The organism is Candidatus Eisenbacteria bacterium (genome assembly GCA_020847735.1).
In the GTDB taxonomy this organism is placed as follows: domain Bacteria; phylum Eisenbacteria; class RBG-16-71-46; order RBG-16-71-46; family RBG-16-71-46; genus CAIXRL01.
Genome location: JADLBL010000021.1, coordinates 206,920 through 226,485, shown reverse-complemented (window position 1 = coordinate 226,485; position 19,566 = coordinate 206,920). Strand labels below are relative to the sequence as shown.

Genomic DNA, 19,566 nt, shown 5'->3' with positions numbered 1-19,566 from the left:
GGTTCAGCAGCGCCAGGTTCTGGAAACGATCGGGTCGAACTACCGCGTCACCGCGCGGAAGGCGCTCTACGACGCGAAGAAACCGTTCACGCTCATCAAGGCGACGGGGTCAGATTCTGACTGGTGCACCACTGTACGAGACGTTCGAACCTGGCTCCTCGAAAACCCTGATTTCTACATGCCAGAGATCGATTGGTCTTCTGTGCGCGTCGATAGTAAAGCACGAATCGCGAAGACCGCCTAGGTAGGGCGAGGCGATCGTCACGCCCTTACACCCGCATGAGGCGTCGCGGCCAGGCTAACTTGTGGTCCTCGGCCACCGTCGCGACACGTAAGTAGGGCCATCTTCAGACTCTACCGGGCACCCCTGCAAGAAAGTTGAATACGTTCGAGGCGACACGACTCGCGCAGCACCAGCACGCGCGGTCGGACCCGTGCGCTGCCTCGCCCACGTCACGATGAGGCGTTCCTTCGAGCGCGTCATGGCGACGTACAGCAGCCGTCGTTCTTCACTCGGATCCTGGTCGGGGCGAGGGACGACTCCTTCCTCCGCTCCGGCGACGATCGTTGCTCTCGCTGTGAGCCCTTTCGACATGCCCATGGTCATGATCCGCACGCCTGTCCCGATGGTCGAAGCGCGATCTTTGCCCAAGGGCCGCATCTGGCTCAGGTAGCGCGCGAGGTCGATGTCACCCTCGGCCATTGTGTCGAGATCGACCACCAACGTCGCAAGTTCCGCAGTAGGCTGTGGCATTCCCGGCTGCTGAGCAAGTTCAAGAATCCAAGCACCCCAGCCGTTCGCCGGTCTTTCCTCTGGCACAGCATGGGTCGCGATCAACTGCAGAACCCGATCGATCGCCGCGATAGCCGGTCTGGATGAAATAGCTGGCGCGCCGATGAATCCAGACTGGCGCTCAGAAAGCAGCGTTTCGCCGAAGCTGCGGCCCACCGTTCGGGCACGATCATAGACGTGATCAACAAACCGGTTACCCACCCGCGGTGTGAGGTGAAGAACGGTCGCCCACGCGAGCGAGTCATTCCCGTTACACATGAGTCGAAGGAGGGCCAGTAGTTCCCGATTCGCTCGGTCGCCAAGGACTCGGTCGATGTACCCTGGGTCAGCCGAGACGATGTTAAGGTCGGACAACGCCTGCTTGATCAGCTTGCTGAAGGCCTGATTGTAGTCGCTCCGCAAGAGCACGAGGATGTCCTCGGGCGCGATCTCGTCGCCGATGAACCCCTCGACGAGCTTCGCGACCCCCTTGGCCTCGGCCTCTTGGTTCGCGAAGGCGAGTAGTGCAACCTCGCCGTCGGTCGCGTCCGCTCTGCACGACAGTCGGGGCCGCGTGGTCGAACGACCAGCGTCGCCCTCGATCATTGCCGTCGCCCACTCAATGATCCTCCGCCCGCAGCGCTGTGTGACAGAGAGCGGGTAGTCGGCAGCCCCGGAATACGCCGTCACGAAGCCCTGAATCCCGGCCGGGTCGGCTTTGCGCCATGAATAGATCGACTGGTCGTCGTCGCCGGCTCCGATCAGGGAGCATCCTCGATCGGCGATCTGCCTCAGGACCGACAGGTCACAGGCGTTCAAGTCCTGGTACTCGTCGACGATGAGCAGGTCGTAGCTCACTCCGCTCAAGGTCGGGTGGTTGGCCAGTGCCTTGTTGAGGGCGTACGGAAGTTCCTGCAGGAGCGTGTATCCGAAGACCCGCCGGTGTTCGTTCCACCCGCCAAGGAAGCGTGCCCGCTCCTCCGGGCTGATCGCTGGGTCCTCGTCGGCTCGCAGGGATTGCCAGTTCGCCGCCATCTCCCGGATGAACTCCTTTACCCGTGTCACACTGACCCCAAGTCGACGAGCCAGAGAGGGAAGCACGATTTCGCTGTCTTCGGCGTCGTCGGCGATTCGAAGCGGGAAGGGCAGTTCTCCGGCGCCTTGGTTCTGCATCAGCACTGCCAGGGCGAAGGAGTGCATCGTGCTCGGCCGCAATGCGGCGGTCGAAGGATGCATCGAGACTTTCTGAGCGAGCTCCGCGGTCGCCGCCCTCGTGAATGTGAGGAGCTTTACCCGAGGTGCGGGGCTCGTATTCAAGAGCTCAGTAAGGAGGGCTACGAGCGTGGCGCTCTTACCAGTTCCTGGTCCTGCCAGCACACGGGCGTGCTGCCCGGGCCGGTGCGCGAGGATCGCCGCCTGCTCGACGGTTGGGGCGAACCCGGAGGCGGGAACTACGACAACTTGATCAATGGAATCTGACATGCTGATACGGTAGAGCCGTCAACAGTAAGCGTCAAGATCCAGCGGTGTCACGACTTAGCCGAGGGCTGCTTCGAGCTTCATCACCTGATCGGCTCGGGCTGGAGTCAGACTTCGGATCAATCGCAGACAATCCCCGAAGATCCCCGGGAGCTTCTTCAACTCCGCCGGCCACGCAGTTGGCCCGCGCGTGATCCAAGTCGTGCGCAGCCGCTCGATCTCCTCCACCGGCGCCCGGACCTGCGGGAGCTTGGGGATCTCAGTTGCCACGGCGACGAAGAGCCCGGTGAGTTCCAAGCGGATTCTGTGGCCTTCAGCGCAAACTGGCGGACCTCTTGCGTTCGTCCCCGAACCTGGCTCTTTGAAACAGAGGAGTTCGACCTGCCGGACTTGAAGCTGGGAGTGGACCATGTGAGGAGTGTGACAGGAACGGTCGAAGCGGCGTAGGAAGGCCAAGGCCAGGCGTGCGGTGCAGAGTCTGGAACAGCTCGACCGCACTAGAACAAACGACGCCACGGTCCAGACGGGCCGTTGCCGACCTCCGAACCATTGGGTAGCACGGCGCCACGCATGAAAGCCACCTCGACCACGCTGGATGGTGAGAACGTCGCTTGATTAGAGGGCACAAATGTGGCCGGCCCGCGAGGTGATGCTACGCCGCGACTCCAACGGGGCGATCCGGAGTTGTAGCGGCAATAGAGTGGACGCACACCGCTATTGGCAGCGAAGAGGCCATCGGTGGGGATTCGCAGCAGCACTGGGCGCTCTTCCCGATACCGGGCAAAGTGGCGGAGTCCGTGGGCAATTGGGCCTGAGAGTCCCCCGGGCCAGAAGAACACGCGCTCGTTGAGGTCGCGCACGAACTGCGGGAATGTCCAGCCGTCTTCCAAGGACATGTTGTTCTCGTGAAGTGGGGCTTGGTCCCTGATGTGCACTGCTTTACCCTGAACGCTGAGTTGAACGTGCTCCCGACGCCGGACGTTCAACAGATCCTCTCTGCCAGCCTTGCGCGCCAGGACAACCATGCTGTGCAGTCGACGAGCAGCCCGAATGCGGGCCACATTGCTTCGCGCCGTCAGGTGAAAGAGGTAGGGCCTTCGCGCTGCGAAGACCTCCGAGTCGAACGGCATCTAGGTCCTTTCGGGTAGAGGGGCGCCGCTACCACATTCGCCGGTCGATGATGCTTCTGAAAGCGAATCTCGTTGCCACCAAGGAGACGGGCGCGGAGGCCACGCGTTCAAGCTCTGCGATAAACTGAAGGGTTTCGGGTGAGAGTTGATCAAATCGACGCGCCTTCCGGTTCTGGACGTCGATATAGTCGGCAAACGTCAGCGCGATGTCCGTGGGGCCATTGAGCGAGGCCGCTCTTCGGATCAAGACCCAGTCGAACTCACCGACGCGTCGTTTCCTTTTCGTCGTTGAGGTGCGCTCGTTCTTGCGCAGCTCCTTGAGTGGAATGCGCGATCGCCGAGCGATTTCCGCCCATTTCAGCTCGCGACTCATTCTGCCTGAGGTCTTCCCCGGCGGGCTTTGAACCCGGATAGGATAGGTCCTGCAGACCATTACGATTCGGCGCACTCGTGCCGGGGAAATCCCGGCCTCGCCAAGACACCCTCCTACGGTGGTGTCGCGCGATGTAACGTGTGGGTACTCTCCGTGGTGGAGGGAGAGCCCCGTACCCTGCGTTCCCTCCAAGAAGACACGGCGCCCCTTCGCGTACGCATTCTCAAGTATCTCGAGGGCGTCTCGAACGTAGCGTCGGAGTGCGGGGACGTCCTTGGCAAGAAGCACTCGATCTGTTCCGCCGCCGCGGAGAACTTTTCGGGCCGTTGCATATCCGACCCCCTGCCCCGTTGAACCGATCGATGCCTTGAGCCCAGTTTCCGCCTTAATGTCTTCGTCAGAGATGATCATTGCCTTCGGGTCGATTGAGAGTCGCTTGTAGGACACCTCAGCACTCGCAATTTCTGCCAGCAGGTTCGGAACCCGAAGTACCGCGCCCGGTCCCAGGACAACTTGCGCGCGAGGGTTGCGCGCGGTACCGGAGGGAAGGTGGTGCCACGTCCGAGGGGTGGGCACTTCGAATACCTGATGGCCGGCATTGGGACCACCAACACGGACAAGCACGTCGTACTCCGGGGCCAAATAGGCGGAGATTTGCCCTTTGCCCTCGCTGCCGTACTCGCCGCCGACTAGAACATCAACCAATCGCTCACAGCCTCGCCCGTAAAAGCCAAGCTGCGATGCCACACGCACGACAACGTCATCGCGAGTGTTGCGATGGGTGTCGATGACGATGTCGGCTGACGCCTTCAACCGGTCAATTACCGCCTCGGTGCGATCTCTCCGCAGGGCTGCATAGGACGGAAGCTCTCGCATTGCAGTCCGTCTCGTGAGGTAGCGGCGACGCAACTCTGCTTCGGGCGCAGTGAGATGAATGTGCACGACGCGCTGGCCGAAAGCCTGACGGAGCGCTTCGATTTGGCTCAGCAGCCGCGAGGAGTCGACAAGTACTCGACGCGATTCGACGGATGAGCCGCTCGCATCGGACATCTCCCCGAGGACCCGGGTGATCTCAGCAGCGACCCACCGGCCATTCGTTTTGCGGTCGAGTCGTTCGCCGGCCTTCTGCAACGCGGCCCGATCCAACGGGGCGCCCGTCAACCGTTGGATCATTTCGTGGGTCTTGAAGTGCGTGACTCCGAACTTCTCCGCCAACGTTGCAGCGAGCGTTGATTTTCCGGCGGACACGGGCCCTGACAGCACAATCAGCTGCCCAGGCAGAAGGCCGGTCTGTCTCCCTGCAGGATGGCTAGGTATCGGAGTAGAAGGTCTCGCCATGCGGCCCTGACTAAGGTCGAGTTAGGCGTCTTCCGTCTGGCTGAGGCTCAAGCCAAGTTGGGGTTCGGCGGGCGCCGATGATCCGGGCAAATCGTAGACCGTTACGTGAAGTCCCGCGGAGATTAGCGTCTCGACGACCAAGTCGCGGACGACGTTCCAACTCCCGCCAGCTTGTCCCGTTCCGATGCGGGGTAAATGGATCGTCGCTCCACGATCGATCGCGAGGCGGGCCACTTGGCGTAATCCCTCCCGAAGCTCTGTGTAGCGCACACGCGGTCTTGGCGAGGGACCGTAGCCATGCTGCGCCACAATGCTGGCGACAAGCGTCCGGTCGTCCGCTTCAGTCAGGCGAACAGCTCCCAGCTTGAATGCCGAGCGCTGACCTTCAGCCCATTCCTTGAAGTCCCGCTGAACTACTGGCCAGGCCCTTCGCACCGCACTTGCGAAGCCTCCACCACCCCAGTTCGCAGTCTTATCGTTGACGACTTGCACAACCATCCGAAGACCACTGCCGCGTGGATCCGTCGCGTTGCCGTGAACGTACTTGATCGCGGGATGCGAGTGAGTGCGATCGGACACCCTCAACAATCCAACGACTCTCGGCAACCCGCTCCCTGGATATGGCGGAATGCCTATTGCTTCGACTTGCATCTTGCCCAAGTCTTCCCACCACGTCTCCAAGCCACGTGCAGAGTAGCCAATCGCCGTGCACTCACGGATCGCCGAGTCGTCCGGTAACCGAGTGCTTCGTCCGCCTGGCCGCCAGCCGTTTGACCCGATTACGTAGTCAAGGCGGTACTTAACTCCCTCGACTGCGGTAGAGGTTGGAGAAGCGCAGAACGCGGCGACACGCCCCTCGCTCGTTTCAGCAAGACGAATAACAAGGGCTTCAGTGGACACATCAAAGCGCTTGCGAAGCTCGAGAATCGCATGAGCAGTCAAGTCCTGCGGGCGCTGCATGGCTAGAGCACCGTAAGGCATGAGCAGTTCTGCCGCAGCGATGTTGCATAGGGCCTCAAGCTGCCAGTCATCGCCTTGGAGCTCGGCGTGTGCAGCGCGATTCCTGATTCGTTCCCCTACATCAGGGAATAGCGTATGGGCGATCTCGTGCGCAATCGAGTAACGCATTCGACCACGAGGCCGGCTCGGATTGAACTCGATCCTAACTCTGCCGCGAGCGGCGGGCACCGTTCGAGCGTCGCGAATGTCGGTATTCGCGGCGACTTCATGGCCCAGGATTTCGGCGAGCGAAATCGGATCAAATGGAGGCCCTATCCATCCCTTGTCGAGGGCCTCAATCGCCGTCTGGCGAGCGAGGGCGATAATGAGTTGCACTGGGTCGCGGTCCTGTGCCAACGCCTTGACGGATCGGTTCGTCCAGCGCCCGGATCCGCGATCCTTACCCGCGGAGGCATTGGTCATGCGGTCGACTCCTATCGGTGGGAATGCTCGAAGATTTGATGACCGGGATGCCGCGATTCAGTTTCCAGTATCTCGCTTGGCCTTTCCCAGGTTTATGAGTCGGAAGGTCATTGCCTGGCTGCTCACTTGGAACTGCTTGGCGAGAGAACTGATGAAATGCTCATCGCCGACGTCGACAGACCTTCCGTTGAGCAGGGGCTCTAGCAGATGCGCTGGCATCAGCAGCTCAGCGGCAAACTGATTTGCCTGGACTTCTTTCTGATCGACAGCCTGACTTGATCGTTGGTTTCGAAAGTAGAACGAAAACCCTCGATCGACGAAGCTATCGTCGCGGTGAAGCCTCAAATGCCCAAGTTCGTGAGCCACGGTAAACGCTTGCCGCTGCTTTGGATGAAGGCTATTCACTCCGATGACCACTTTCCCGCCTTCGCGGACTAAGAAACCACTCAGCTCTTCAGGAAGAGGGCCGACGCGAAGAACAACCCCAAGCCTTCGGGCAATATCGAAGACAGGTACCGGCGCCTTCGTCGTGTCGGTTTCACGCAGCACCTCATGTGCGGCTCTCGCAATCCTATTGCTCGCCATGTTGGCCTCCGTGAGTGTCCTCAAGCAAGCGGCCTACCGAAGCCACTTCATCGGGCTTTAGCTTAGTTAGGATGTCTTGGGGAAGCGGCGGCGGCGCCGAGGCGGAGAGCCTCGGGAGTAGATCCTGGACGCCTGCCCCGAGTGCGCGGGCGATGTCGTAGAGAACGTGGAGCTGCACTCGGTGGCGCCCGCGCTCGATGTTCACGATGGTCGCTCGCGACACGCCTGCCGCGGTTGCGAGTCCTTGTTGGCTCATCAGCGGACGGCGCTCGCGCCGCTTCGCAGCGATCCGATCGCCGATCTGTCGGTAGAGTGCTGGGGCGGTTGTTCTTGGCACGCGTGAACAGTATCCCAATCGACCTCTGGGTGTCAAGTGAACAAACAGTTTGTTCATCTGACGATGCGATATGCATGTGTCTACTTGACAGACCGCGACCAATCGCGCGACAATGCCCGCAGAGGCAGCTCACGTGGGCCGGCAGCCTCGATTCACCAAGGCCCTGCAAGGAAAGAGGCTATGAGCGTTCAGAACAACCCGGCCGCCAAGGAAGCGGCTCAGTCGCCCGGCGATGGCGGACCCTTCTTCCACGTTGGAGACCGGAAGGGCCACGTCGAGCCGCACGGCGAGGACCTCACCGCGGCCCAGATTCTCGAGCGAGTCGGGCTCGACCCGGAGAAGTACCGCCTGTACAACGAGCACGGGGGGCAGGTCGGAGACGAGATCCCGCTGACGAGCACGGTCCACGTGAAGCCCGGCGACCACTTCCGGGCGATGCTCAAAGGGACCGACTACTCGGCGGGCATGCGCGTATGAGCCGCGAGCGAATCCGAGATGAAGCTGGTCGGCTCAGTCGACCCGGATCGAAGGTTCGGTGCGAGGATGTCGGCGAACAAGTCGCCGTCATCCTCGAGCCGTACACCCTGCCCGTCGCGGCGGTCTACTCGTCGAACGTGATCGAGGCTCTCGCTTTCCTCGTGCCGGCCATCTATCCCGACGCCGTTCCCGATACCTCCGGTTTCTACATCAAGCCTCGGACGTTGACCGTAATGGAGTCGAAGGGCCAGCCACAGGCAACCAACGCTGATGCCGATCTACTTGGGGAGAAGTGGATGAAGTTCTCCTGGGGACCCAAGGGCCCACAGTTTGACCCGACCCGCGACTCCCTCGAAACCCACCTTGCGACCTTGGAAGGCCGGTTTCTAAGAAAGAACTAGACCGTGGCCGCACCTACCGCCGCTGCAACCGACCTGCAGGCTGAAATCGCCTGGACTGCTCCCACACGGGCAGCGGTTTGGGGCGGGGCGCTCGAGTTTGCTCCGCGTGAGGGAGCCCTGCTTGCTTTGGTGCGCCGGAGCAGCGGAGCCACGCGCGCTACATTTCTTGTTCAGAAGGCCATCACCCCAGAGCGTGGTGATCTGGAGCACGACAAGTGGGGCAACGTCAGTCTGACGGCGAAGTACTGGAACCGCGCTGTGGACATCGCGCGCCGACAGGATGGCCTCGTTGGACTCTGCGTGTTGCATACCCACCCGGGCGGAAGCGGCCCACCGGTCTGGAGTGTCACGGATGACTCCACCGACAAGGATCTGGGCGAGTGCTTCCTTGGTGTCGGTCTTCTGCCACCTGGGGCTCCACTTCTATCTCTCGTCGCGTCGCGCGGCGCCTTGCGCGGTCGCGCCATTCGGTGGTCTCAAGTCGATGGCAAGAGCGTCTTCGATCCGATTCATAGAGTGAGGACGATTGCGGCCGATGCCTTCGAAGCGCAGAGGACGATCGACCATCCTCGCGCCGAAGGCGAGGACGTCCCGGAATTCGCGGACCGCTCCATTCGAGTCTTCGGAAGAGAAGGGCAGCGTCAGTTGGCCGACCTACATATCGTGGTTGCCGGCAACGGTGGCGTCGGATCGATCGTCGCAGATCACATCGCCCGTTGGGGCGTGGGGGCAGTGAGCCTCTGGGACCCCGACGTCATCACGGACGTCAACATCAACCGATCGTCCGTCTATACCTTCGACGATGCGCGTGCGAGGCGACACAAGGCGCCGGTACTTGCCGCGGCGCTCCGTACATTTGCGCTACAGCGAGACATCCGCGTACGTCACAGCGATCGCGATCTTCGTCGGTCATCAGAACTGCCCAGACTTCTAGATGCGGACATCATTCTGTCGCTCGTGGACGATCCTCGGCCTCGCCACTTTCTGAATCGCCTCTCCTACGCGCACTTCATTCCGGTAATCGACGGTGGCAGCGTCATCGCCTCAACCGCAGAGGATGACCCGCATTGCGAACACGGGGTCGTCGAGAACGGGGCCGTCCGCATCAACACGGTTGGTCCAGGCCACGCGTGTCTGTGGTGCTCCGGGCATCTCGACTCAATGAAATTGAGCAAGGCCTTTCGCACCGTGGAAGATAGAGCAGCAGATCGACACCGCGGCTACGTTGAAGGTCTCGGCCCCGAACACGCACCCAGCGTGATGCCGATGAACAGCTTAACGTCGGCCCTGGTGGAACTACGCTTGCAAGACTTGATCTTCATACTCTCAAGGCGCGCGGTGACGGAGCTGTACTACGACATGATTCCGGGTACGCTCGCAGAGGTGCCGCGACACCGCGATCCCAGATGTCGCCACTGCAACCCCTTTGAGGGTCAAGGCGACAACGCGGACATGCCGTTCGCTGATCTCTAGGCTAGCCATGGCCCGCGAGACAAATGCATAAGCAGAAGCTAGAAGCCGTACTTCTTGTAACGCAACTTGAACGCTGCCTCGCCGCCTTCCATTACCTCTGCAATCTCTCTATTGATCATCGGGACGTCGATAGCGCCCATGAGTTTAATTCGGCCGCCGTGTTCCGTTGCGCTTGTCCGATAGTCGCAGCAAGTAACGAGCTCTGCGTCCCCATTCACCACGAGGTTCGCGTTGTGGCTGCTGAAGATGATCTGCCTCTGGATTTTTGCTTGCCAGAGGGTCGTCACAATCTCGTTAATGACCCGCATATTGAGGTCATCTTCCGGTTGGTCGACTAGCAGTGGCGGCCCACCCTCCAGCAGCAAGATCGAAAGCAGCGCCGTGGCCTGTTGGCCTGGAGAGGCGTCCGCGAACGGTAGGAAGTCGCCAGGGCGCACCATGTACTCAAATACAGGCAGGTCCTTCACGTCAAAGAGCAACAGATCAACCCACGCGTCCGGCTCAAGCTGGCGGGCCATGGCGACCTTTGCCTTTTGGGTGAACCCGGCCGCGTCGAGCCGCGGGACGGACGGCAACTGCGCGGTGGCTTCCTCCTCGACATGAACCCAAGCAAGCTCTAGCAGTTCACTCAGCACGTCTTGCCAAGCCCCGAACGGGTTACTTGCACTCCCGAGAGATTCCACAAGGGAGTCAATCCGATCGCCGCGTATCGTCGTTCCCTTCATGACCTGCTTCAGCTTCTCAGCCAGCGGTTCCGTGTCACCAGACCTGCGAAGACTGGCCTTGAGACGAGATCCTGCTATCGACGTAAGCGCCGAGCATTGCTTCTCCAGCAGAGTCGCGCGATTCGCGTGTGCATCCCTCCATTCAGCACGAAGCCGCAAGACTTCAGCATTCGGATCCCCCAAACGCTTGAGATCATCGCTCTTCTGATCAGCAAGAGCATTGAGGTCGGCCAAACGTCCTTCGAGCCCCTGGATACCGCGAAGCGTCTCCTCGTGCACGCTTGCTCGCGATGCGGCGTCGTCGTACTCCACTCGGTGTGCATCGCGGCGCTGACGCCATTGACCAAGCAGCTCGACGTACTGCTTCAATGAAGAGCCCGCGGCTGGAGTCGCAAGCTCCAGAACTAACGCATCGATTCTGTCCTTCGCCTGACGTACCCATTGACCGAAGGCCTCGTGTGCGCCCTCAACCAGCGCCTTGTTCGCTGATTCGTTCTGGGCCAAAGGAGAAGGAACGCGCGACAGTTCCGCTTGGGCTGACTGGAGCGCCGTCTTGGCTGCGGCCGCTTCACGCTCAAGCGTCTGAATAGCACGCTGCTCGGCCTCGTAGCTCGGTTGCCTATCGATGATTGCCGCGTCGGCCTCAGGGAGGCCAGCGAGCGTGGCGCGTAGGTGTGCAACCTGTTCGCCGAGTGAACGGCGTTCGATGTCATGTGCGCTGATTTCGGCGCTAAGTTCGCGATGTCGCACGAGCCGCTCGAATGCACCGCGCAGGTTCACGGCTACGTTGTCGATGCCCTCGGATGCCGCATCGAGCTCAGGCTGAATTGGGGCATGGACGAACCGTCGCAACTCATCGAGCCGCGCGCCAACGGCGCTCAGTTGTTTCTGACTGTAGGCACGAATCGGAAGCAGTTCTCGCACATCCTTCTCGGTGCACCCTTGAAAGGCGGCATCTCCGATACGAAGAGTCAGTTCGCCTGACGCCTTTCGACGAACAGTGTGGGAAACGCCGTTGAGCAGGAACACGACATCAACCACTGCGTCCAACGGCAGGAGAGTTCCGTCGATGAGCCCTTGACGGCGGCGCTCGTAATCCGCCAGCTCTGCGGGATCATCAGCTTGGACTGGCTGGTCGCAGAGCGCCCACCGGATGTACTCGAGAATCGTCGACTTCCCTGTGCCTCTTCCGCCGATAATCGCGTTGTACTGGGGATTGAAGTCGAGCGTAATCGGACCCAAGAACTTGCTGTTTGTTACTTCAACCCGAGTGATCTGAACCGGCGGCACCGTCGGAGCGCTGTGCGTAATCCGAGAGTGGCTCGCGAGACATGCCTGCCTCAGCGCTTCGGCGGTTGGCCGGGCCCACTTGATCCAGGTTGCATGTGTCCCCAGGGTCTCGAGCGCACGACTCCGGCAGTCGGATGTTTGAAAGACACCGATTGCCTTATTCCCCCAGTTCTTGTCTTGCCCACCCGTAATCCGCCGCATGCCGTCGCCCTTCGGCGGTACGGGCAGGAGACCGTCAACGTACCCACCGACGCAAGGCATATCTGCATAGTGTTTCTCGAACCCCTTACGGATGAGGCTTTGGTAGCCTTGATCGTCAACATTCGGAAACGCGATGAACCGCCCACGTAAGGGCTCAATCTTGTCGAGCGCTGAATAGAGGGCTTGGAAGCTCATTATGTCGAGCTTCTTGATCTGAGCATGCTTCTCTGCCGCATCGTCGGCTGGCGTGATGCCTAGCGCGGGCAGGGCAAGCGGCAGGAACTCGGTTGGGAGGTCCGAGTCGAACAAGAGTAAAGCCTGGCACGGAATCCCTAGGGTGAGCTCCATGCCAGGGAACACCACCAGCTGCTCCAGGTCCGGCAGCGGTTTGCCCTGCTCGTCTGTCTCTTGAGCCGCGGCTTCACGGATGTACCGGATGAAGGCGACATCGTGGTGGTCGGTGATCCCGACAGCCTGAAGTTTCCTGGCGCGGCATGCCGCCACGAACTCAGCTGCGTACGCCTTTCGCTCATCTTCCGAGGTCGCGCCTGCACCCTGCCAGTTCAAGTCGCGCGGCGTGTGGACCTGCAGGTCACACTTGTGGAAATGAGCCCCACTGTCCAAGGCAACCTCTCTGCTAACGCTAGCGTGTCGGCGGGCACCCTTGCGGCTCGCGGCACTGGTTGGTCACTTTCGAGCGCAGAATGCGTGAATGTAAGATGTGGGTTCCGGGAAGTCTGACCGCTGATTTCCGGATATTCTGACCACTTCGGGAGCCGCGCTCCGGTGGTCAACGGCTTTGAGGTGGCGGGTACGATACGACGCACCGCGGAGCTCGACCAGCCGACCGCGCTCGAGGACGCGATCGAGGATCGCCTCGGCGAGATCCGGGTCGTGCAGCACCAGCCCCCACGCCGCCAGCGGCTTGTTGGTAGTGAACAACATCGGGCGCCGGTGCAGGTAGCGCTCGTTGACGACCTGGAACATCAGGTTCGCCGCGTCGCCGCCGACGGTCAGGTAGCCGACCTCGTCGATCACGAGCGCGGGCGGATGCGTGTAGTACGCGAGCGCGCGCGCGAGTTCGCCGCGACGTGAAGCGCTCGAGAGGTCCTCGATCATGCCGGCGGCGCTCGTGAACAACGCCTCGTAGCCGTTCTGGATGGCGCGGTAGGCGACGGCGATCGCGAGGTGGGTCTTGCCGGTGCCCGAGGGCCCGCATAGCACGAGGCTGCGGCCCTCGGTCACGAGCTCGGGCCCGAGGTAGCTGCCGAGCAGCTGCAGGCGCACCGAGGTCTGGAAGGTGAAGTCGAAGTCCTCGATGGTCCGCAGGAACGGGAAGCGGGCCTTGCGAACCGAGCGTTCGATGCGAGTCTGGGCGCGGTGGGCGACCTCCTCGGCGATCAGCGTGGCGAGGAAGTCGCGATAGGACTGGTCTTCCGTCTCCGCCCGCTGCTCGCACTCGGGGTAGAGCCGGCGCACGGTGGGCAGGTGCAGCCGGCGCAGCATGCCGTCGAGATCGAGCGCGTGCATCACGCCACCTCCTTCGCCAGCAGTCGCAGCACGTGCGGGGCGCCGTAGAGCTCGCGCGCGTGAGCCGCGGCGAGCGCGCGGTGCAGCGCCGCCGGCCCGTGTTGGACGAGGGCGCCGTGGAGCTGCTCGACCTCGCCCTGCCAGGTGAAGCGATGGCGGTGGACGATCTCGGTGAGGAACGCCTCGGCCGCGGGTCCCAGGTCGAGGATCTCCTGGCGTTTGAGGTACAGCCGCCCGCGCTTGCCGGCCACCTGCGCCAGCCGCCGCGTGCGGTCCTCGGGATGGATCGAGTCCTTGCCCTGCTCGGGCACGCGGCCGTGCTCGCGTTCGAAGCGCCCGGCGACGATCCGCACCCGCTCCGGGTAGAGCCACAGCATCCCGGGGATGCCGATCGCCTCGGGCGGCATCGAGTAGCGGTAGCCCTGGAAGCTGACCAGCCCCGTCGGGCCGACGAACACCGAGAAGCGCAGCGCGTACTCGCTCGGGTCAATCGCCGGCGGCCGCAGCCGCTCGCGCTCGGCCTCGATCCGCGCCGCCGGCGTCACGCCCGTGGCGCGACACGGCCGCATCGTGTTCACCTCGACATGCCAGGCGGCAAGCTGCGCGACCATATCCTCGTGATCGTGGAAGCGCCGCACCTTGAAGAAGCCGTTCTTCACGAACCCGACCAGGTTCTCGGCCGAGCCCTTCTCCTGCCCGCGCCGCGGCGTGCACAGCTCCGGTGCGAAGCGGTAGTCGAGCGCCGTCTGGCCGAACGTGTCGTTCCACTGGATCCGCCCGCCCTCGCGGCTCAGGACCACCGTCTTGGGGTTGTCGAACACCGCCACCAGCGGCACGCCGCCGAAGCTCGCGAAGCCGGCCAGCAGGCTCCGCACCAGCGACTCGACGCCCTCGTTCTCGACCAGCCGAACGTCCACCCAGCGCGAGTACTTCAGTCGCGACACGAAGAAATGCACGCGCTCGTGGCCGCCGTCGGCGTAGCGCACCTCGACCTGCCCGAAGTCGTGCTGCGAGAACTCGCCCGCCACACCCTCGAAGCGCACCAGTGGCGTCGTCGGATGCGGCCGCAACTCGCGCACCAGCTCGTAGAGGGCTGTCTTCCCGCCCGCGTAACGCTCCTCGCGCATCCGGTGCAGGACTTCCACCGTCGGCAGCTCCGGCTCAGCCGCGAGCACGGCGGCCACCCGGTCGCGCCACGGCTCGGCGACGCTCGGCCGCCCCACCCCGCGCCGCCCGACCCGCACCAGGTCGGCGACCGTCTCGAGCGGCGGCTCCAGCCCGATCCGCTGCACGCTCGACTGCGACACCCCGGTCTCCGCCACGATCTGCTTCAGCGTCTTGCCTGCGGCGCGCAACACCTGCACTCGATGTCTGGCCATGGCTCCGATCATCCTCCTTCGCCTCCCGGCGGCGGCGCGGTTCATCCGCGCTCGCGACGGGCGGCAGGCTATCGGAGCCCACAGCCTCCCTCAGGTGGTCAGAGTTTCCGGAAAAGGGGTGGTCAGAATTTCCGGAACCCGCATAAGAGGTGGCCGCAAGGCGAAGCCGAGGGGGTGCGGCCAGCGGAGAGCCTCAGGCGTCTCTGGGGACTTGGTGTTCTGCTGTCCCTCAATTGTCCCCGAACTGTCCCCGTAGAGCGTCTACTCTTGTTGGTCCCCGCCGCCGGTGTCCCGCCTAAGTCCTTGTCCTTCCGACTTTGGTCGACTCTTTCCGACGGTGGCTTCGGTGGGGTCTTGCGTTCGAATCCCGTTGGAGGGGACGGTAGGGTGACCAATCCTCGGGCGGATGCCAGGGTCGGGGCCCCGTCCTGCATCGCCAGGTCACAGGGTCGTCCTCTGCGGCAACCCGGCGGGGTACCCCGGGGGTACCCCTTGACCGTCCTCTCGGGTCCTCGCCTGACCGCTCCTGCCCTCAACGGAAACAGCCCCGATCCTCAGGACCAGGGCCGTTCCAAGCGGTTTCTGCGGCTTTTCCGCGCAAGCTGGCGGAGAGGGAGGGATTCGAACCCTCGAAGGGCTTGCGCCCTTAACGGTTTTCGAGACCGCCCGATTCAGCCGCTCTCGCACCTCTCCGTGCGTGTGTTTACAACACTTAGCGGCTGTGGTGCAAGGCAGGTGTGCCGTGTGGTGTGCCGAGTTGTCCCTGAATCCTCTGCGCTTCCGCCTGCACGTGCGCCTCGCCGAGACGCCCGTACCGCTGCGTCGTGACGATCGAGGCGTGGCCCAGGATCTCCTGCAGCGCCGCGAGCGAACCGCCCGCCTCCAGCCACCGGCACGCGAACGAGTGCCGCAGCTGGTGCGCGTGGAAGCGATCGATCCCGGTCCGCTTCCGCACCTGGAGGGCAAACCCGTCCGCGCACTTGAGCGGCGAGAGTTTCCCCACGCGCGTCCGCAGCTCGGCATGCAGACCCGGCGGCAGCGGCACGCGCCGCACCTTCCCCGACTTGGTCAGGTGGACGACGAGGATCCCACCCGCGAGGTCCGCGGTCGTGGCCCGGACCAGTTCCCCCCACCGGAGCCCCGTCTGCACGAGCACCCTGCAGATGAACCCGTAGGGGTCGGCCAGGCCGCACACCTTCTCAACCTCCTGATCCGACAGCCGGTCCGGTGCCCGCTCCTGGATCCTCGGCAGGACGCGCCGCGGGAATGGCGAGCGCTCCACGAGCCCTGAGTCCTCGCACCAGTTGAGCATGCACCGCAGGTCCGAGAGCACGTGCTTCACCGACTGCGGGCTCAGGTGCTGCTTCTCGAGCCAGAGCCGGTACGCCCGGATGTCGTCAGCACCGAGGCGCCCCAGGAGCTTGTGGCCGAGGAACCTTGCCAGGTAGTCCCTGACGCGCTGCCCGGCGAGCCGCTCGTCCCGCGGCCCGCGCACGGTGGGGACGTACGACGAAAGCCACCTCCGCGCCGCGTCGTCGACGGTTCCGGAGGCTTGTGGCACACCATCGCGTTTCAAAGAACGAAGTCGGCGACGTGCCTCGTCGTAGTCGGTCCCGAGCGAGATGCGTCGGTCACGGCCGCCGACCAACTGCCGGAAGTAGAACACCCTTCCGCGCTTGATCATGTTGCTGGGTAGTCGAGGCATCGATTACTCCTCTACTGCCTCGACGAACCGGAACAGATCCGCCTGCCGGAACCGTAGCACGCGGCCCACCCGAACGCAGCGGATCTTCCGGCCCGCCACGAGCCGTCGGACGGTCTTCGGGCTGACGCGCAGGAAGGCCGCCACCTCGGGCAGCGTGAGCAGGCGCGGCGCGGCTTCGCCGACGCCGCCGCGCCGGACAGCGGCGGGCTCGCTCACCGCGGGCATGATGTGGACCGAGTTGCCATCTCTCATCGAGAAGGCCCCTCCCCTTGGCTCGAGCCCGGCGTTGCATCGCAGTGCGTTGCGTCCACCGGCCCCCCCTCGCCGTCAGGGGAGGCTGCAAGGGGAGCCAGGGCCTCGTGGGCCAGGAGCGCGTCCGGCCACTCCGACCGACGACAGACCACCGACCACGACGGCCAGTGCTCCGCGGCGAGCCGCCTCACGGTCTCCACACGCCGATCTCCCGCATCCGCGAGCACGACCGCGAGCCCGACACCCTCCCCGGCCCGCTCGAGCCCGTAGGCGGTGAGCTTGCGCCCCAGAACGCCGGCGCGCTCGGTGGCGAGGTCCACCTCCAGGAACACGCGGACCGGCAGGGCGCGCTGACTCGCCCGCCGCACCGCGAGGTCGATGGTCGCGTCCGGCACGACCCTGGCCACGGTCCCGGCCGCCTCAGCACGGCCCTGCCAGTCCGGAACGAATCGGACGAGCCTCACGTCGACGCCACCGTGCAACGCGCTCGCGAGTGCCGCCCACGCGTCCACCACTGTCAGGGGGTGCGCGAGCGAGCCATGCGGGGCGGCGCCGCAGGCGATACCGCGGTCCTCGAGCCAGCGGCGACCGGCCCTGCCGACGGCGTAGACGTTCTCGCCGTTCCGCGGGGCTGTAACGATGTCCAGCACTGCCGCGTCGTAGAGCCTCCTCAAGCGCGGGACCGCCGTGTCCCTGCGGACGTCCCGGAAGAAGATCCGCACGAGCTGGCCCGTCGTCGCGATCCTGAACCGCGCGAGACCACGCAGCAGGGCCTCGTCCCGGGGACCGAGGACGATGCGGACGCCGGGGCGGCGCTGATCGCGTGCACGTCGCCGGATCATCGCAGGGGATCCAGCAAGCTCAGGCCACATCGCGGGCATGAGACGTGGTGCGCCAGCGCCCCGCAGCCCGGACAAGGGTCGAACGCACCGCCCTCGAACTGGGCTCCGCAGCGACCGCACGCGTACGTCCCGTGGAGCGCAACGCGGTGCCCTCGCGGGCAGCGCGTCTCGGTGCGGAACACCTGGGGCGATCGCACCGCAAGCTGGATGCCGCGCACGCACGCGCGCAGCCCGATCACGAACGTGACGAACGTCCAGGCGACCGCGTTGAGAACGAGTCGCATTTCCTTCATGGAAGCCTCACCCCAGCCCCGGGAAGTCGCCGCCCGGGTCGTCCGGGAACGGCGGCACGACCTCTGCCGGTTCATTCACGGGCTCGGGCGGCGACGCGACGGGAGCTAGTCGCCGGTCCTGAACCTCATGCGCGGGCCATTCGCCCAACCGCGCGCGCGTCTCTGGCGCAAGCCGTGCCGCACGGCGGTCCAGCTCGTCGAAGTCGACCTTTGGCGCCCGGATGAACCCGAGCGGCACCCGTGCGGTCTTGACCCACAGCGCAGCCTCCCGGCGCTGCAGGCCCATGATCCGTCGGATCAGGGCGCGCCGGGCCTCCGAGGGCCGCTCGGCGTCCTCGGGCACTGGCAGCACGGTCGATAGCAGCTTGGCGTCCGCCTCGCTTGCCCTGAAGAAGAGCTCCGCGCCGGTGTTGGCGCGGATCGCTTCACGCAACCTGCGGGGGAGCTGTGCTGACAACTGGTTGATGGTCAGAAGCGATACTCGCCTCGCGCGGCTCAGGGCGAGGATTCTGTCCAGACTTGAGGCCTCGTAGCCTCCGTTGGTCAGGACTTCCTGGACCTCATCGATGGCGAGCCAGACGTGCGGCGAGTCGGCGTGGAGACGGCGGTTGAGGATCGCGCGCGTGAACCTGCCGATGAGGGGCCCGCCCAACATGCGGACGGCGGCCTCCTCCCCTGCGGGCGGATTGGACAGGTCGATGAGCAGGTGATGCTCCTCGAGCGACCGCGCGAAGTCGATGCAGCCGGGCGCCTCCAGCGCGGCCCGCACGCTCGGGAGAAGGAGCACGCCCTCGATGCGGGCCTTGAGCGATCGCAGGACACCCTTGTGTTCGTGCTGGAACCCGTGCGCACCGAACTGCCGGATCTCCTCGTCGCGCGAGTTGCATGCGATCCGCGCGAACAACTCGGGCCGCGCAATCCACCGGACGATCTCGGTCAGCGCCGCGCCCCGCTCGATGGCCACGCGGGCGAGCTTCGCGAACGTGTGCACCGCGGGCAGGCTCAGTTCGACACCGGCCGCCTCCGCGAGCGCAACGCCGAGGCTCATGGCCTGGACGTTCGGCGCCACTCCCGGCTCGGGCAGGGTCAGTCGCAGCGGCGGTGGCTGGCCGCCGGCGAAGGCCCGCAGGTAGCGGAGTCGCGCCGCGAACGCCCCGCCATCAGGACCCGCGGCACGGGCCGGGAAGTACCGCTCGCGCAGGGCGCTCGAGACATCGCCCTTGGGGTCGATGGCAAGGAGCCGCTCGCCGGGATCGTCCAGGACCCGATCCAGGAACTCGACCGCCATCGTGGTCTTACCCGAGCCCGTGGATCCGCACGGGATGGCCAGATGCGACTGCCGGAGGAACCCCCGCGTGAGGGCCACCGCCTTCCTGCGGCCGTCGCGCAACGTCACGTGGCCCACCCCGACATCGTCGGAGCCGGGACGCGGCGCGAGCTGCGCGGCGAACTGCCGCGCGTCGCGATCGCCCGCGAGCCACGCCCTGCGCTCCGCCTCACGCGCGAGTGTCCGCGGATCACCCACGAGGATTCGTTGCGCAAGCTGCAGGAGGCAGCGCATC

The 19,566-nt window shown here is 64.2% G+C and carries 17 protein-coding genes and 1 tRNA gene; 4 read left to right on the top strand and 14 right to left on the bottom strand.

The window, feature by feature from the left end; all coding sequences use genetic code 11:
- Nucleotides 1-244: hypothetical protein (locus IT347_11840; GenBank protein ID MCC6350267.1), on the top strand; the 244-nt coding region annotated here is incomplete at its 5' end.
- Nucleotides 245-298: 54 nt separating this feature from the next.
- On the opposite strand, the gene IT347_11835 is transcribed toward IT347_11840, so the two are convergent.
- The 5 genes from IT347_11835 to IT347_11815 form a co-directional block, all read right to left on the bottom strand.
- Nucleotides 299-2,254: an ATP-dependent helicase gene (locus tag IT347_11835; GenBank protein MCC6350266.1), complete on the bottom strand. Its 1,956-nt coding sequence runs from the start codon at nucleotides 2,252-2,254 to the stop codon at nucleotides 299-301.
- Nucleotides 2,255-3,409: 1,155 nt separating this feature from the next.
- Entirely contained in the window at nucleotides 3,410-5,092 is a 1,683-nt protein-coding gene (locus IT347_11830) for an adenylosuccinate synthetase (protein MCC6350265.1), read from the bottom strand.
- 21 nt (nucleotides 5,093-5,113) lie between these two features.
- Entirely contained in the window at nucleotides 5,114-6,514 is a 1,401-nt protein-coding gene (locus IT347_11825) for an ImmA/IrrE family metallo-endopeptidase (protein ID MCC6350264.1), read from the bottom strand.
- Between the two features lie 57 nt (nucleotides 6,515-6,571).
- Nucleotides 6,572-7,063 (bottom strand): ImmA/IrrE family metallo-endopeptidase, encoded by a 492-nt coding sequence (locus IT347_11820; GenBank protein MCC6350263.1) that lies wholly within the window; start codon nucleotides 7,061-7,063, stop codon nucleotides 6,572-6,574.
- Between the two features lie 22 nt (nucleotides 7,064-7,085).
- Nucleotides 7,086-7,493, bottom strand: a complete 408-nt coding sequence (locus IT347_11815) for a helix-turn-helix transcriptional regulator (GenBank protein MCC6350262.1) — start codon at nucleotides 7,491-7,493, stop codon at nucleotides 7,086-7,088.
- Between the two features lie 123 nt (nucleotides 7,494-7,616).
- Between IT347_11815 and IT347_11810 the strand changes: the two genes are divergently transcribed.
- The 3 genes from IT347_11810 to IT347_11800 are packed head-to-tail and all read left to right on the top strand — an operon-like array spanning nucleotide 7,617 to nucleotide 9,787.
- Entirely contained in the window at nucleotides 7,617-7,913 is a 297-nt protein-coding gene (locus tag IT347_11810; protein MCC6350261.1) for a hypothetical protein, read from the top strand.
- On the top strand, nucleotides 7,910-8,314 hold the full coding sequence (locus IT347_11805; protein MCC6350260.1) for a hypothetical protein: 405 nt from the start codon (nucleotides 7,910-7,912) through the stop codon (nucleotides 8,312-8,314). The genes IT347_11810 and IT347_11805 overlap by 4 nt, the downstream gene beginning before the upstream one ends.
- Nucleotides 8,315-8,317: 3 nt before the next feature.
- Entirely contained in the window at nucleotides 8,318-9,787 is a 1,470-nt protein-coding gene (locus tag IT347_11800) for a ThiF family adenylyltransferase (GenBank protein MCC6350259.1), read from the top strand.
- A gap of 38 nt (nucleotides 9,788-9,825) precedes the next feature.
- On the opposite strand, the gene IT347_11795 is transcribed toward IT347_11800, so the two are convergent.
- The 9 genes from IT347_11795 to IT347_11755 form a co-directional block, all read right to left on the bottom strand.
- Nucleotides 9,826-12,570: an AAA family ATPase gene (locus IT347_11795; GenBank protein ID MCC6350258.1), complete on the bottom strand. Its 2,745-nt coding sequence runs from the start codon at nucleotides 12,568-12,570 to the stop codon at nucleotides 9,826-9,828.
- 120 nt (nucleotides 12,571-12,690) lie between these two features.
- Complete coding sequence (locus IT347_11790; GenBank protein ID MCC6350257.1) at nucleotides 12,691-13,533, bottom strand: ATP-binding protein; 843 nt, start codon at nucleotides 13,531-13,533, stop codon at nucleotides 12,691-12,693.
- Nucleotides 13,533-14,912 carry an IS21 family transposase gene (locus tag IT347_11785; protein MCC6350256.1) on the bottom strand — a complete coding sequence of 460 codons (1,380 nt, stop codon included), beginning with the start codon at nucleotides 14,910-14,912 and terminating at the stop codon, nucleotides 13,533-13,535. The genes IT347_11790 and IT347_11785 overlap by 1 nt, the downstream gene beginning before the upstream one ends.
- Before the next feature lie 603 nt (nucleotides 14,913-15,515).
- A tRNA-Ser gene (locus IT347_11780) sits at nucleotides 15,516-15,605 on the bottom strand.
- Nucleotides 15,606-15,624: 19 nt separating this feature from the next.
- Nucleotides 15,625-16,617: a tyrosine-type recombinase/integrase gene (locus IT347_11775; GenBank protein ID MCC6350255.1), complete on the bottom strand. Its 993-nt coding sequence runs from the start codon at nucleotides 16,615-16,617 to the stop codon at nucleotides 15,625-15,627.
- Nucleotides 16,618-16,620: 3 nt separating this feature from the next.
- Nucleotides 16,621-16,842: a helix-turn-helix domain-containing protein gene (locus tag IT347_11770; protein MCC6350254.1), complete on the bottom strand. Its 222-nt coding sequence runs from the start codon at nucleotides 16,840-16,842 to the stop codon at nucleotides 16,621-16,623.
- Nucleotides 16,843-16,865: 23 nt separating this feature from the next.
- Nucleotides 16,866-17,711: a replication-relaxation family protein gene (locus IT347_11765; protein MCC6350253.1), complete on the bottom strand. Its 846-nt coding sequence runs from the start codon at nucleotides 17,709-17,711 to the stop codon at nucleotides 16,866-16,868.
- Nucleotides 17,708-18,004, bottom strand: a complete 297-nt coding sequence (locus IT347_11760; GenBank protein MCC6350252.1) for a hypothetical protein — start codon at nucleotides 18,002-18,004, stop codon at nucleotides 17,708-17,710. The genes IT347_11765 and IT347_11760 overlap by 4 nt, the downstream gene beginning before the upstream one ends.
- Before the next feature lie 7 nt (nucleotides 18,005-18,011).
- Nucleotides 18,012-19,565 (bottom strand): hypothetical protein, encoded by a 1,554-nt coding sequence (locus IT347_11755; GenBank protein MCC6350251.1) that lies wholly within the window; start codon nucleotides 19,563-19,565, stop codon nucleotides 18,012-18,014.
- Nucleotide 19,566: the final 1 nt, after the last annotated feature.